Consider the following 14,587-nt stretch of genomic DNA (forward strand, 5'->3'; position numbering starts at 1 on the left):
CATGAGCCAGCAGCAGGATGACGCGCAACCCGCGCGTCGTCGTTTACTTAAAGGGTTAGGACTACTGGGTGGCGCGGCTGCCCTGAGTGGCGGCTGTCCATTTCAGGCTGCGGCTGACAACTTTTCACCCGGCACGGTTACACCCGATGCGCGTCAGCAGAGGCAGCCTTTTTACGGCACACATCAGGCGGGCATTATCACTTCGCAGCAGGCGTCAATGTTGCTGGTGGCGTTTGACCTGTTAGCCAGCGATAAAGCCGATGTTGAGCGCCTGTTCAGACTGCTGACTCAGCGCATTGCCTTTCTGACCAGGGGCGGATCCGCGCCACGGGTAACCAATCCACAGCTCCCACCGATGGATTCAGGCATTCTCGGCGCAGAAATTGCCCCCGATAATCTCACCATTACCGTGTCGGTTGGCGCCTCGCTGTTTGATGAGCGTTACGGTTTAGCGCCCCGCAAGCCGAAAAAGCTGCAACCGATGCAACGTTTTCCTAATGATTCGCTTGATGCCAGTTTTTGTCACGGCGACCTGCTGTTACAGATTTGCGCCAATACACAAGGCACGGTGATCCATGCGTTGCGCGATATTATCAAGCATATGCCCGATTTATTAGGCGTACGCTGGCGGCGTGAAGGTTTTATTTCCGAACATGCCGCGCGCAGCCTCGGCCAGGAAACACCGATTAATCTGCTCGGTTTCAAAGATGGCACCGCCAACCCTGATACCCATAATGAGGCATTAATGAAGCAGGTGCTGTGGGTCACCGGCGATCAGGATGAACCGGCATGGGCGCATAATGGCAGCTATCAGGCGGTGCGCATTATCCGTTTTCACGTTGAAATGTGGGATCGCACGCCGCTGGGTGAGCAGCAAATGATTTTTGGACGTGAGAAGTTGAGCGGGGCGCCGCTGGGCATGAAACACGAACGCGATGTGCCGGATTACAGGCGCGATCCGGACGGCGAAATTATCGCGCTGGATGCACATATTCGTCTGGCGAACCCACGCACTGCCGAAACGGCCAGCAGTTTGATGCTGCGTCGCGGTTACAGCTATTCAGCGGGCATTTCTGCTTCCGGCCAGTTAGAAATGGGCTTGCTATTCGTTTGCTATCAGCATGATTTAGAAAAAGGTTTTGTTACGGTGCAGAAACGTCTGAATGGCGAAGCGCTGGAAGAATATATTCGCCCTATTGGCGGTGGATATTTTTATGTTTTGCCCGGCGTTGCCGATGAAAAACATTATTTAGCGCAATCGTTACTCGAAGCCTGATTAAATTTCATCCAAACCTTCGGTGGTACTATCAAACGAAGGTTGCGCTTTTTTTTACCGTTGTCAGACAGTAGCCAAATAGCTTGTTGCGGCTCCTCTGAATCTTTTTCAGTCAATTCTAATAAATTAACTGATTGAAATAACTGGCTATTTGAGAATAAGCGGATGTAACTTTAATGCCGGATTACGCAAATTCTTTGGCGTCAGGTAAAATTAGAGTTGCAAACCCACACGAAGATGATGCAATTTAATCCTTAAGCGTAATCAGACGTGTTGATGTATCACACTGGAGTTCGCGCATGAGTCGAACCTTATACGGACAGTTAAATTTAGTCACCTTATCGCAAGCCGTTGCGAGGGGATTTTTCCCCTTGAACTCCATCCCTTCAAACGTATTTCACGCCAAATCGAACTCTTTATTACCCGGTATACAGCAGAGCTGTCGTGCTGCTGTATCTCCATTCTCATGGCTCATCACGGCTTACAAGGAAGCCAAACAAAACCTCTAAAGCGTTCACGTAATCGCAATGGATCAACAACCCTGCGGGAAATGAAACCAACTGTAAGGTGCCACTATGGGAAGACAGAAAGCAGTGATCAAAGCGCGTCGAGAAGCAAGACGAGTGCTTCGCAATGACTCTCGCAGTCATCGTCAGCGTGAAGAAGAATCGGTCACTTCGCTGGTGCAAATGGGTGGGTTAGATTCGATTGGCATGGCGCGCGATGTGCGTGACCGGGCGCCGATTGAAGCTCGAAATGAAGCTCAGGCGCACTATCTCAACGCCATAGAAATGAAACAGCTGATCTTTGCAACCGGGGAAGCCGGCTGCGGTAAAACCTGGATCAGCGCTGCGAAAGCGGCTGAATCCCTGATTAATAAGGACATCGACAGGATTATTGTTACGCGCCCGGTGCTACAGGCGGATGAGGATCTGGGATTTCTTCCCGGCGACATCGCCGAGAAATTCGCTCCGTACTTCCGACCGGTTTACGACATTCTGGTTAAACGTCTTGGCGCATCTTTTATGCAATATTGTCTGCGTCCAGAAATCGCCAAGGTGGAGATTGCGCCCTTCGCTTATATGCGCGGACGCACCTTTGAAAATGCGGTAGTTATTCTGGATGAGGCGCAAAACGTTACCGCCGCGCAGATGAAAATGTTCCTGACACGCCTTGGCGAAAACGTCACGGTAATCGTTAACGGTGATATTACCCAGTGCGACTTGCCCGCTGGGGTGCCTTCCGGTCTCGCAGACGCGCTGGCGCGTTTCGAAGAGGACGAGATGGTTGGCATTGTCCGTTTCGGCAAAGAGGATTGTGTACGTTCAGCGCTCTGCCAGCGTACACTGCATGCTTACAGTTAATCTTTTACATTGATGACTCTAAAACCCGGCTTTGGCCGGGTTTTTTACGGCGGTCCTGCCGTTTTGTCGAACCCTGACGAGGGTTCTCACCCTCCCTCTCAGGAGAACAGGCATAAAAAATGCCTGAACGTGAATTCAGGCATTTCTCTGAAATTTATGGCGGTGAGGGAGGGATATACTCGCGCCGTCCCTGGCGCTCGCCCTGGGGGTGGCCCCCGGCCATGCAAAACGGCGGTCCTGCCGTTTTGTCGAACCCTGACGAGGATTCTCACCCTCCCTCTCAGGAGAACAGGCATAAAAAATGCCTGAACGTGAATTCAGGCATTTCTCTGAAATTTATGGCGGTGAGGGAGGGATTCGAACCCTCGATACGTTGCCGTATACACACTTTCCAGGCGTGCTCCTTCAGCCACTCGGACACCTCACCACAAATTTTTTGCTGACCTTGCTGGGTCAACGGGGCGCTACTATAGGGACCCGGCTGAAAACGGTCAAGCACTATTTTTCTCTTTTTTTCTATTCGTTTAAGCACTGAACGAATCGCTTTCGTGCTGCACAGGTTGCTGGTTTCGTCATCAAAATGAAATCAAGCTGACTTAAAACGCTCACCGAACTGTCGCAAACTTATTGCCTGAAACCCTTGGTAATTATTGTTAATAAGGAGTGACAGAATGAAACAGGCGCCGCTTTTTACCGTTTCCTTGCTCGTCAGTTTAATCGCCACGTCGGCCATCGCCAGGGCAGACGACTATAACCGTGCCGCTCACGGTGACCTCAGCCAGCATGGCGGTGCGCGTCGCCTGGCGGCCGATCAGACAGAAGCATTAAAGGCTTCATTACGTAATACCACGGCAAAAAACGTCATTTTGCTAATTGGTGATGGCATGGGTGATGCTGAAATCACCGCTGCGCGTAACGTAGCAGAAGGCGCAGGCGGTTTTTTTAAAGGGATTGATGCGCTGCCGCTGACCGGGCAATACACCCACTATTCATTAGATAAAAAAACGCACAAACCTAATTATGTCACTGACTCGGCTGCTTCCGCGACAGCATGGGCAACCGGCACCAAAAGCTATAACGGCGCGATTAGCGTAGATGTGAAGGGTGAAGATCAACAGTCCCTGCTGGAGCTGGCAAAAGCGGCCGGGAAGGCTACGGGTAACGTGACGACAGCAGAACTGCAGGACGCTACGCCAGCCGCACTGGTGGCACATGTGACGGCGCGTAAATGCTATGGTCCGGAAAAAACCAGCGAACTTTGTCCAGCCAACGCGTTAGAGCAGGATGGCAAAGGCTCGATCACCGAGCAGATGCTGAAAACCCGTCCTGACGTTACGCTGGGCGGTGGCAGCAAAAGTTTTGACGAAGTGGCAAAAGCCGGAAATTATCAAGGAAAAACGCTGAAGGAACAGGCGCAGGCGCTGGGTTATCAATGGGTTAATAACTGGCAGAGTCTTAACGCGATTAGCGTCGCTAATCAGCAAAAACCGCTGCTGGGGCTGTTTGCGTCGGGTAATATGCCGGTGCGCTGGCAAGGACCGAAAGCCAGTTACCACGGCAATCTGGACAAGCCGGTTGTAACCTGCGAAGTGAATAAAAATCGTCCGCTTGCTACGCCAACGCTGGCGCAGATGACCTCAAAGGCGATCGATCTTCTGAAGGACAATAAAAATGGATTTTTCTTACAGGTAGAGGGCGCATCGATTGATAAGCAGGATCATGCGGCGAACCCGTGCGGTCAAATTGGTGAAACGGTCGATCTGGATGAAGCGGTTCAACAGGCTCTGGCATTTGCACGCCAGGATGGCAATACGCTGGTGGTAGTCACTGCTGACCATGCGCACAGCAGCCAGATTGTCGAAAACGGTACGAAGGCGCCAGGCTTAACACAGGCATTGAACACCCGGGATGGCGCGGTAATGACAATCAGCTATGGCAACGCGGAAGGAGATTTTCAGGCGCACACCGGGTCACAGCTACGTGTTGCAGCTTATGGGCCGCATGCGGCAAATGTCGTGGGATTAACCGATCAAACCGATCTGTTCTTTACGCTACGTGATGCGATGGCGCTGAAGTAAAGGGAAGGAATAAACCAGAGCGTGCTGACACGCATTTCACTCTCTTTCTGCAGGCTGAGCTGAACCTCGAAACCTGAACATACCATTCAGTCGCGAGGTTCAGTCAGGGAAAGCGCGTGTAGACTTAGCTTTTAACTTTATTGGCAAAGCTTTTACGTAGCTTTTGCAATTTTGGTGGGATAACGGCCAGACAATATCCATTGCGCTGACCCGCGCCGTCCCAGTAATCCTGGTGATAATCTTCCGCCGGATACCACGCTTTTAGCGGCTCAATGGTGGTCACCACAGGCACGGAATGGTCGGCCTGCGCACGTTCAATGGCTGCACGAGCCTCAGCTTCCTGCTCAGCGTTTGCCGGAAAAATTGCTGAGCGATATTGCGTGCCCACATCATTACCCTGACGGTTGAGCTGCGTGGGATCGTGGGTGACAAAACTTATATCCAGCAAGTCTCCGTAGCTCACCTGCTCGGGATCGAAACCAATACGAATCGCTTCCGCATGACCAGTTGCTCCGCTGCACACTTGCTCATAAGTCGGATTCGGGCGTGCGCCGCCGGTATAACCGCTTTCAACCGACTCCACGCCTGTCACATCCTTAAATACCGCCTCGGTGCACCAGAAACAGCCCCCTGCGATTACTGCATATTCGATTGCCATAATGCTTTACTCCTGTCAGGTCGAAAGGAAAAAGGCGGGGACACGTTCGGGCGTTTTCAACTAAATCAGCATCTCAGGCTTAAAGTCTTTGCTCTTATCCAGCAGTTTGTCGCCCATGACGGTAAAGCGGCCTTCGCCGGTATAGTGCAGCGTAGTCGGAAATTCGGGCTGTTCTGCCACATGCGCTTTTACGATTTCAAAGATAAACAGGTTGTAATTATCGACCATTGAATCGTCGTACAGCTGACACTCAAAGCTGGCATAACATTCGGCAATCAGTGGCGCACCGACGCTGTGTGCTGGCTCAGCCGTCAGTCCAAATGAAGTAAATTTATCCAGCTTGTCGCCATGACTATTACCAATGGCAACAACCTTATCGATGAGATCGGCGGTAGGCAAATTTAACACGCATTGCCCGCTATTGCGGATCAGCTCGTGACTGAAGGTATTGCTGGCAATCATACACCCCACCAGCGAGGGGGAAAATTCCAGAACGGTATGCCAGCCGAGCGTCATAATATCGTTCTGATCCTCAAACTGCGAACTCAGCAGCAGCACAGGGCCGGGTTCCAGGTATTTACGTGCTTTGCTAACAGGGAAGGTATATTTGTGCATGCGTTGACTCATGGTCGCTCTCCTTTGATTAGAACTTAACCATTAAGTGTAGAAGCCAGAAAAAAAGCAGCGGAGCGGCCTGGATAAGTTGTGATTAGTGTGGCATGAGGATTAGCGCTCTACACAGACCTGGAATGAGGCGGGGGAACGGCATAACTTTCTGTACTGGGCGATTTGAGTGAAGCGGCAGTCATGTGAGAAGCGTTTAAATTAAACGTAACCGCTGGCACGACACCTGCATATTTCTGGCAGGAACTGCTTTTACGTCTACACTTAACCTGATGATGTTCTTAATAAGACGGTGTTGTCAGCAAAACGTGAACGTTTTAGGAGCGTGACTTATCAAAACGGTGTGGTGTTTGGATCGACCTCCTTGTCCCCGAATTGGCCTTGCGCCGCCTCAGTTGCTGCTCTCCCTCTTACAGAGACATCTTCTACTTTTTGTATCAGCACGCAGTTAGCGTGGATAACATTTTGTCGAATAACAGGAGAAGACACGTGACCCAGGCGGCAAATCTTCATGCCACGTTTCCGTCATTGAGCGGTGGTCTGTATGCCTTCTTTTTTGATGTTGATGGCACGCTGGCGGTGATCCAGTCTCGTCCTGACGCAGTGTTCATTCCTGATAACGTTATTGAGCAACTGCAGCAACTTTCGTCGCTTTGCCACGGCGCGTTAGCGCTGGTGTCTGGACGACCCATTGAGCAGCTTGACGCATTATCGGCCCCCCTCAAAGCGCCAGCTGCGGGCGTACACGGCGCCGAACGCCGCGATGCACAAGGCGAGATCCATCGCATTACATTGCCTGCAGTGATCGAACAGGAATTACGTAGCGAATTGCAGCATGCCATGAATCAATGGCCAGGCACCCAGCTTGAAATTAAAGGCATGGCTTTTGCGCTGCACTATCGTCAGGCAATGCAGCATGAACAGGATATTATGCGTCTGGCGGAACAGTCAGTTAAACGCTTTCCTGGTCTGGCCTTACAGCCAGGCAAATGCGTGGTTGAGATTAAACCGCAAGGTATTGATAAAGGCGCGGCCATTCGCGACCTTATGCAAACAAAACCTTTTACCGGACGCATCCCGGTGTTTATTGGAGATGACCTGACGGACGAAAAAGGCTTTATCTCGGTAAATGCCATGCAGGGCATCTCCGTTAAGGTGGGTGAAGGCGAAAGCCAGGCGCGTTATCGCCTGGAGGATGTCGAAGCCGTTTATGCCTGGCTGGAACGAACACTATTACAATTAAAGCAAGACAACGTCGGTAAGGAGTTTAGGTTATGAGTCGTTTAGTGGTTGTTTCTAACCGTATTGCTATTCCCGATGGGACAAAAACCAGTGCGGGCGGTCTTGCCGTCGGTATTCTTGATGCGTTGAAAAGCACCGGTGGCCTGTGGTTTGGCTGGAACGGCGAAATTAGCGAATTTTCAGGCGAAGAAGTAGACGATACGGAGAAAGTAGAGCATGACGGCATTACTTATGCTTCTTTTCCGTTGAGCCAAAATGATTACGACCTCTATTATTGTCAGTTTTCTAATACCGTTATCTGGCCAGCCTTTCACTATCGTCTCGATTTAGTGCAGTTCCAGCGTGAAGCCTGGGAAGGATATTGCCGGGTAAATGAAGAGGTCGCCCAGCGCTTAAAACCGCTAATTAAGCCTGATGATATTCTGTGGATACATGATTATCATCTGTTGCCCTTTGCAGCGGCGTTGCGAAAAGCGGGCATTAAAAACCGTATTGGATTTTTCCTGCATATTCCGTTCCCTACGCCAGAAGTATTTAATGCATTGCCACCCCACCAGGAATTGCTGGGCATGCTGGCTGAATATGATTTGCTGGGCTTCCAGACCGAATCCGACCGCGTAGCATTCCTCGACAGCATAAGCCAGTTCACGCAGTTGCAAAATAAAGGCGATAAATTACATCGCGCTTTTGGTAATACCTTTATGACTAAGGTTTACCCAATTGGTATTGAACCGGACAGCATTAAAGAAATGGCAGAAGGTCCGCTACCGCCTAAAATGGCGGCAATGAAACGTGAACTGTGCGATGCGCGCAATATTATTGCCTGCGAGCGCCTCGACTATTCCAAAGGTTTACCAGAACGTTTTCTGGCATATGAAGCGTTGCTGGAAAACTTTCCTGAGCATCGCGGTAAAATCCGTTATTCGCAGATTGCGCCGACATCGCGTGGTGATGTACAAGCTTATCAGGATATTCGTCATCAGCTGGAAACCGAAGCCGGACGCATAAATGGTAAGTACGGTACGCTGGGCTGGACGCCGCTGTATTACCTCAATCAGCATTTTGATCGCCGCCTGTTGATGAAAATCTTCCGGTTGACCGATGTTGGCTTAGTGACGCCGCTGCGCGACGGGATGAATCTGGTGGCAAAAGAGTACGTAGCCGCGCAGGACCCCGACGATCCGGGTGTACTGGTACTGTCGCGGTTTGCTGGCGCGGCGAATGAGCTGACCTCAGCGCTGATCGTTAATCCTTACGATCGAGACGAAGTTGCGGCAGCACTGGATAAAGCCATTACCATGCCGCGTACCGAAAGGATTTCACGCTATAACGACATGATGGCGGTGTTGCGTAAAAATGATATTACCGCCTGGCGTGAAAACGTCCTTAAAGATTTGGAAAGCCTGGCTCCGCGCAATGAAGATCATGGAACCGTCAATAAAGTCGCCACTTTTCCCCGACTCGCCTGATTAAGCTTCATATGCCACGGACGGCATACAGTCACCTCTCGCTATTTCGCTGCTTTGAATACCGCCTCACTCTGCAGGTATATCCCTTTCCAGTCCTCACTAATGATTAAGTAACGCAGCGCGAGAAAAGACCTGCTTTTCTTAAAAATGACCATAAAACCGACATGCGTGGCGATTTCCAGACTTTTTTACCACTACTCACTAAAGTTTTTACTACCAGCGCCGATAGTAATCGGGCAGCAAAATGAACCTCCCGTAATATATTAAATTCTCTTATGTTACTCTCTGTTACAACTACTGTCGCTTGCTAAACGATCACCGCTAACCGTTAACGATTCGTTGTCAGTAAGCGCTGCAATTCTGCGTCTTATCCTTACGCTTTTATTGCTCACTAGTCGCAATATTATCCCTAAGCGATTAATTTAGCTGCGAATAATATTTGTATGTTTCGGAGTTTTATTCTTAATAATTAAGTTTTAATGGCGCTAAATAGTGCATTTATCGCGTTAATGCCAATAAAAGATCAGATTAGCCGCGCATGCGGCAAAATAAGCTGTCGCGGCCTTAATAAGGCCATTGCAAGGACTAATTAAGTCGGAAAGAGGCTTAATTTGTCTAAAAAATAACCATCTGGCGGGTAATAGCAAAGGAGCGCTGAAGAAATTTGCCTTAAAAATGTGATATGGATCACACTTTATCTAAAATTTCATCGTGCTGTCGTTGTATGTCGAAATCAGACGATATAGATTTGCCTTGTTTTCGGATTAGTCCTAAAAAGTGCAATAAGACGTCACGGAAGAAAGTGACAACTCAAGAATAAAATGGCCTGGGGTTTTGACTTTAGACTGGTTCAGTGTCCCGTTGAGGGCATGAGGCAAGTTTCACTGACTCCGTGCTTTATATGATTTTTATTTTGCCATCTTTAGATTTACCAACCAGCAGCTCGATACGCAGATTTAAATCTGCGGCAGTGTTACGTCGCGTCTCTCAGGATGGAAAAATGGGTACATCTGAATTACTAAAACATATTTACGATCTTAATTTGTCATATTTACTGCTCGCTCAGCGATTAATCAACCAGGAAAAAGCGTCTGCAATGTTTCGCCTCGGTATTGATGAAAAGATGGCAGATGCATTGTCTGAATTAACGTTACCGGAAATGGTAAAATTAGCGGAAACTAACCAATTGGTTTGTCAGTTTCGTTTCACCGACAGTACGCATATTAATCGCCTGACGCAGGAATCTCGTGTGGATGATTTACAGCAAATTCACACCGGCATTTTATTATCCAGCCGTTTATTACGTAGCGCGTCAAAAGAGGGCGCGCCTGCTAAGAAGAGGGCGATGTAATGTCTGAGAAAAGTATTGTTCAGGAAGCGCGTGATATTCAGCTTGCTATGGAGCTGATTACGCTTGGCGCTCGCCTACAGATGTTAGAAAGCGAAACCCAGTTAAGTCGTGGTCGCCTGATTAAATTATATAAAGAATTGCGTGGCAGCCCGCCGCCAAAAGGGATGCTGCCTTTTTCTACTGACTGGTTTATGACCTGGGAGCAGAATATCCACGCGTCGATGTTCTGTAACGCCTGGCAATTCCTGCTTAACACCGGTTTAAGCACTGGCGTTGATGCCGTTATCAAAGCGTACCGCCTGTATCTCGAACAGTGCCCGCAATCAGACGATGGTCCGCTGTTAGCGCTGACTCGCGCCTGGACGCTGGTGCGCTTCGTTGAAAGTGGCATGCTGGAATTAACTGAGTGTAAATGTTGCAACGGTAGCTTTATTAATCATGCACATCAGCCGGTTGGCAGTTTTGTCTGCAGCCTTTGCCAGCCGCCGTCACGCGCCGTAAAAAGACGTAAACTTTCTGCAGATACTGCCGATATGTTTCCACAACTGCTGGATGAACCGGTTAAACACGCCGTTTAAGTTTGTTCGCACTGTGGAAGCCATCCAGCAGCGGTTAATACCGCTGCTTTTTTTTGCTTCTAATTTGCCACTAACAGGGCGGCTCTCTGGCTTAACTTCCACCAACACGTTACGGACGTAAGGAATTTTTGTGCTGATAATTTTAGGTTATATCGTGGTGTTAGCGTCTGTGTTGGGCGGCTATGCGCTGATAGGGGGCCATTTAGGGGCGCTTTATCAACCTGCCGAATTATTAATGATCGGCGGTGCCGGGATAGGCGCTTTTTTGGTCGGTAACAATGGCAAGGCGATCAAGAAAACGTTAAAAGCACTGCCGCTGTTAATGCGTGGTTCTAAATATAACAAAGCCGTATATATGGATTTAATGGCGCTGCTTTATCGCCTGATGGCGAAATCGCGTCAACAAGGCATGTTATCGCTGGAACGTGATATTGAAGATCCCAGCCAGAGTGAAATCTTCACTAATTATCCGCGAATTTTAGCCGATAAACAGTTAGTCGATTTTATTACTGATTATTTGCGTTTAATGGTTAGCGGCAATATGAACGCTTTTGAAATTGAAGCGTTAATGGATGAAGAAATAGAAACCTACGAACACGAGTGTGACGTCCCAGCGCAAAGTCTGACGGCGATGGGTGACGGTTTACCGGCATTCGGTATCGTGGCGGCGGTCATGGGCGTGGTACACGCATTGGCATCAGCGGATCGTCCGGCGGCGGAGCTGGGTGCGTTAGTGGCTCACGCGATGGTCGGGACTTTTCTCGGCATTTTACTGGCCTACGGTTTCATTTCACCCCTGGCGGCGGTGCTGCGTCAGAAATGTGCGGAATCCACCAAGATGATGCAATGCGTCAAAGTGACTTTGCTCTCCAGCCTGAACGGTTATGCCCCACAGATTGCAGTGGAATTTGGTCGTAAAACGTTATATTCGGCTGAACGTCCCTCTTTCAGCGAACTGGAAGAGCATGTACGTAACGCGAAGAACCCGGCTAAACAGACTTCGGATCAGAGCTCATGAAGCACGGCAATCGCCCGATTGTGCTGGTAAAACGGCGCAGGGTTAAAAAGCATGAAGGAAGCCATGGCTCGTGGAAAATAGCCTATGCCGATTTTATGACGGCGATGATGGCCTTTTTCATGGTGATGTGGTTGCTTTCCATCGCCAGCCCGAGAGAACTGGTTCAGATAGCAGATTATTTCAAAACGCCACTTAAAGTAGCGCTAAGCGGTGGCCCACGTAGTAGCGACAGCGTAAGCCCGATTCCTGGTGGCGGTGACGATCCCACCCAGAAAACGGGAGAAGTAAAAAAAGAACCCAATATGGATGCAGAGAAACGCAAGCTGGATGCGGAGAAAAGCAAGCTGGATGACATTCGCCTGAACCGCCTGCGCGAAAAGCTCGACCAGCTGATTGAGGCCGATCCACGCCTGAAAACATTGCGTCCGCATTTAATTATCAACATGGTGGAAGAAGGGCTGCGCATTCAAATCATCGACAGCCAGAACCGTCCAATGTTTAAAACCGGTAGCGCCGAGGTTGAACCTTATATGCGCGATATTCTGCGCGCCATCGCGCCGGTCCTGAATGACATTCCTAACCGCATCAGCCTGGCTGGACATACTGATGATTTTCAATATGCAAGCGGCGACCGGGGTTACAGCAACTGGGAGCTTTCAGCCGATCGCGCCAATGCCTCACGACGCGAATTAGTGTTGGGAGGGCTCGACAGCGGCAAAATTCTGCGGGTGCTGGGTATGGCCGACACCATGAAACTGGAAAATCGCGGCGGTGATGATGCCGTTAACCGCCGCATCAGCCTGCTGGTGTTAAACCACGACACCGAAGCGGCAATAGAAAAAGAGAATGCAGAAAGTGATGCCGTCCAGATTAGCGATCCGGCGGCCATTGAACAGATTACCGCACCGCCAACACCAGACGGTAGCGCGGTGAATACAGCAGCCCCCTCACAACCGAGGTGATCCCGTGAGCATGGACATCAGCGATTTTTACCAGACGCTTTTTGATGAAGCCGATGAGCTGTTAGCGGATATGGAGCAACATCTGTTGGGACTCGATCCCCAGGCACCAGACTCCGAACAGCTTAACGCCATCTTCCGCGCCGCCCATTCGATTAAAGGCGGAGCCGGTACTTTTGGCTTTACGGTATTGCAGGAAACCACTCATATCCTGGAGAACATTCTGGATGGTGCTCGTCGCAGCGAGATGCAGCTCAGCACCGACATCATCAACCTGTTTTTGGAAACCAAAGATATTATGCAGGAACAGCTCGATGCCTATAAAACCGCGCAAGAGCCAAACGCGGAAAGCTTTCAATATATTTGTGAAGCGCTGCGTCAGCTGGCGTTAGAGGCAAAAGGTTTGCCGGCTGAAGTTGCCACGCCCGTTGCCGCAGAAAGCACTGGCGGTTTACGCGTTCAGCTGGTCTCGCTGAAAGAGAAAGAAGTTGATCTGATGCTGGAAGAGATGAGCAATCTCGGCACGGTAAGTCAGGTACAGAAGGGCAGCACGTCTCTGGAAGCCACCATTGAGGGCGTCAGCAAAGACGATATTGTTGCGGTGTTGTGTTTTGTTATTGATGAAGCACAAATTCGCTTCCCTGAAGAGCCGGTCGCCGCCGTGCCAGACGTTGCGGCGCCGATCCTTGCTGAAGTCCAAACCGCCAGCGTGAGCGAATTGCCGGTTGTGGCTAAACGCGAAATCAAACGTGCTGCCGCGCCAGCAAAAGTCAGTGAATCCAGCAGTATTCGCGTCGCGGTAGAGAAAGTCGATCAGCTCATTAACCTGGTCGGTGAATTAGTGATCACTCAGTCAATGCTGGCGCAACGTTCCAGCGAGCTGGACCCGGTTGCTCATGGCGATCTGTTAAACAGCATGGGGCAGCTGGAACGTAATGCCCGTGATCTGCAAGAGTCGGTCATGTCGATTCGTATGATGCCGATGGAATATGTATTCAGTCGCTTCCCGCGGCTGGTGCGCGATCTGGCCAGCAAGCTGGGCAAAGACGTGGAGCTGACGCTGCTGGGAAGTTCGACCGAGCTGGATAAAAGCCTGATCGAACGCATCATCGATCCGTTAACCCACTTAGTACGTAACAGCCTCGACCACGGTATTGAATCACCAGAAAAACGTCTCGCCGCAGGCAAAGTCGCCACCGGTAATTTAACGCTCTCAGCAGAGCATCAGGGCGGCAACATTTGCATTGAAGTTTCTGATGACGGTGCCGGTTTGAATCGTGAACGAATCCTCGCTAAAGCGCTGTCATCTGGCCTGCCGGCCAGTGAAAATATGAGCGACGAAGAGGTCGGTATGCTGATCTTCGCGCCGGGTTTTTCTACCGCCGAGCAGGTCACCGATGTTTCCGGACGTGGCGTTGGCATGGACGTGGTGAAGCGTAATATTCAGGAAATGGGCGGCCACGTTGAAATTGCCTCGAAGCAGGGCAAGGGGACGACCATTCGTATTCTGTTACCGCTGACGCTGGCTATCCTTGACGGCATGTCGGTGCGCGTCGCGGACGAAGTGTTCATTCTGCCGCTTAACGCGGTGATGGAATCGCTGCAACCGCGCGCCGAAGACTTGAAACCCTTAGCGGGTGGTGAGCGCGTACTGGAAGTCCGTGGCGAATATCTGCCATTAGTGGAATTGTGGAACGTTTTTGATGTGCAGGGCGCGAAAACTGAAGCCACACAAGGCATCGTCGTCATCCTGCAAAGTGCGGGCAGACGCTATGCGTTGCTGGTTGATCAGCTGATTGGTCAACATCAGGTGGTGGTGAAAAACCTGGAAAGTAACTATCGCAAAGTACCGGGGATCTCCGCCGCCACTATCCTTGGTGATGGTAGCGTCGCGCTGATTGTGGATGTTTCGGCGCTGCAATCACTCAACCGTGAAAAGCGTGTGGCCGGCGCTGCCGCCTGATTGATAA

General features: G+C 50.4%; 12 protein-coding genes and 1 tRNA gene. 10 read left to right on the forward strand and 3 right to left on the reverse strand.

Going from position 1 to position 14,587, the window contains the following annotated elements:
• The first annotated feature begins 1 nt into the window (after position 1).
• Together efeB and phoH are read left to right on the forward strand one after the other, a co-directional pair.
• Positions 2–1,276, forward strand: coding sequence for an iron uptake transporter deferrochelatase/peroxidase subunit (gene efeB / locus QRY16_RS00085; protein ID WP_289775211.1), 1,275 nt, complete (start codon positions 2–4; stop codon positions 1,274–1,276).
• A gap of 575 nt (positions 1,277–1,851) precedes the next feature.
• Positions 1,852–2,640 (forward strand): phosphate starvation-inducible protein PhoH, encoded by a 789-nt coding sequence (gene phoH, locus QRY16_RS00090; RefSeq protein WP_289775212.1) that lies wholly within the window; start codon positions 1,852–1,854, stop codon positions 2,638–2,640.
• 339 nt (positions 2,641–2,979) lie between these two features.
• On the opposite strand, the gene QRY16_RS00095 is transcribed toward phoH, so the two are convergent.
• Positions 2,980–3,067 (reverse strand) — tRNA-Ser (locus QRY16_RS00095).
• 244 nt (positions 3,068–3,311) lie between these two features.
• Here QRY16_RS00095 and phoA point away from each other — a divergent pair.
• A complete protein-coding gene (phoA, locus tag QRY16_RS00100; protein ID WP_289775213.1) occupies positions 3,312–4,718 on the forward strand; it encodes an alkaline phosphatase in 1,407 nt (468 codons plus the stop codon).
• Positions 4,719–4,842: 124 nt separating this feature from the next.
• Here the strand turns inward: phoA and msrA are convergent, their stop codons facing one another.
• On the reverse strand, positions 4,843–5,376 hold the full coding sequence (gene msrA / locus QRY16_RS00105) for a peptide-methionine (S)-S-oxide reductase MsrA (RefSeq protein ID WP_289775214.1): 534 nt from the start codon (positions 5,374–5,376) through the stop codon (positions 4,843–4,845).
• A gap of 60 nt (positions 5,377–5,436) precedes the next feature.
• Entirely contained in the window at positions 5,437–6,003 is a 567-nt protein-coding gene (locus QRY16_RS00110) for a flavin reductase family protein (protein ID WP_289775215.1), read from the reverse strand.
• A 486-nt stretch (positions 6,004–6,489) separates the two neighbouring features.
• Here QRY16_RS00110 and otsB point away from each other — a divergent pair, with 486 nt between their 5' ends.
• From otsB to cheA, 7 genes are all read left to right on the forward strand, one after another.
• Complete coding sequence (otsB, locus tag QRY16_RS00115; RefSeq protein ID WP_193405309.1) at positions 6,490–7,278, forward strand: trehalose-phosphatase; 789 nt, start codon at positions 6,490–6,492, stop codon at positions 7,276–7,278.
• On the forward strand, positions 7,275–8,711 hold the full coding sequence (otsA, locus tag QRY16_RS00120; RefSeq protein WP_289775216.1) for an alpha,alpha-trehalose-phosphate synthase: 1,437 nt from the start codon (positions 7,275–7,277) through the stop codon (positions 8,709–8,711). The genes otsB and otsA overlap by 4 nt, the downstream gene beginning before the upstream one ends.
• 1,000 nt (positions 8,712–9,711) lie before the next feature.
• On the forward strand, positions 9,712–10,062 hold the full coding sequence (gene flhD / locus QRY16_RS00125) for a flagellar transcriptional regulator FlhD (RefSeq protein ID WP_193405521.1): 351 nt from the start codon (positions 9,712–9,714) through the stop codon (positions 10,060–10,062).
• Positions 10,062–10,640, forward strand: coding sequence for a flagellar transcriptional regulator FlhC (gene flhC / locus QRY16_RS00130; protein WP_193405308.1), 579 nt, complete (start codon positions 10,062–10,064; stop codon positions 10,638–10,640). Before flhD ends, flhC begins: the two co-directional genes overlap by 1 nt.
• Positions 10,641–10,770: 130 nt before the next feature.
• Complete coding sequence (motA, locus tag QRY16_RS00135; protein WP_193405307.1) at positions 10,771–11,658, forward strand: flagellar motor stator protein MotA; 888 nt, start codon at positions 10,771–10,773, stop codon at positions 11,656–11,658.
• Positions 11,655–12,620, forward strand: coding sequence for a flagellar motor protein MotB (gene motB / locus QRY16_RS00140; RefSeq protein WP_289775217.1), 966 nt, complete (start codon positions 11,655–11,657; stop codon positions 12,618–12,620). The genes motA and motB overlap by 4 nt, the downstream gene beginning before the upstream one ends.
• Positions 12,621–12,630: 10 nt before the next feature.
• Positions 12,631–14,580 (forward strand): chemotaxis protein CheA, encoded by a 1,950-nt coding sequence (gene cheA, locus QRY16_RS00145; RefSeq protein ID WP_289775416.1) that lies wholly within the window; start codon positions 12,631–12,633, stop codon positions 14,578–14,580.
• Positions 14,581–14,587 lie beyond the last annotated feature (7 nt).

The organism is Mixta mediterraneensis (assembly GCF_030283135.1).
Classification (GTDB): domain Bacteria; phylum Pseudomonadota; class Gammaproteobacteria; order Enterobacterales; family Enterobacteriaceae; genus Pantoea; species Pantoea mediterraneensis.

Excerpts from the sequence above, each read along its gene's own strand:
- efeB (WP_289775211.1), top strand. The coding sequence starts at position 2 with ATGAGCCAGCAGCAGGATGACGCGCAACCCGCGCGTCGTCGTTTACTT.
- phoH (WP_289775212.1), top strand. The coding sequence starts at position 1,852 with ATGGGAAGACAGAAAGCAGTGATCAAAGCGCGTCGAGAAGCAAGACGA.
- phoA (WP_289775213.1), top strand. The coding sequence starts at position 3,312 with ATGAAACAGGCGCCGCTTTTTACCGTTTCCTTGCTCGTCAGTTTAATC.
- msrA (WP_289775214.1), bottom strand. The coding sequence starts at position 5,376 with ATGGCAATCGAATATGCAGTAATCGCAGGGGGCTGTTTCTGGTGCACC.
- QRY16_RS00110 (WP_289775215.1), bottom strand. The coding sequence starts at position 6,003 with ATGAGTCAACGCATGCACAAATATACCTTCCCTGTTAGCAAAGCACGT.
- otsA (WP_289775216.1), top strand. The coding sequence starts at position 7,275 with ATGAGTCGTTTAGTGGTTGTTTCTAACCGTATTGCTATTCCCGATGGG.
- flhD (WP_193405521.1), top strand. The coding sequence starts at position 9,712 with ATGGGTACATCTGAATTACTAAAACATATTTACGATCTTAATTTGTCA.
- flhC (WP_193405308.1), top strand. The coding sequence starts at position 10,062 with ATGTCTGAGAAAAGTATTGTTCAGGAAGCGCGTGATATTCAGCTTGCT.
- motB (WP_289775217.1), top strand. The coding sequence starts at position 11,655 with ATGAAGCACGGCAATCGCCCGATTGTGCTGGTAAAACGGCGCAGGGTT.
- cheA (WP_289775416.1), top strand. The coding sequence starts at position 12,631 with ATGGACATCAGCGATTTTTACCAGACGCTTTTTGATGAAGCCGATGAG.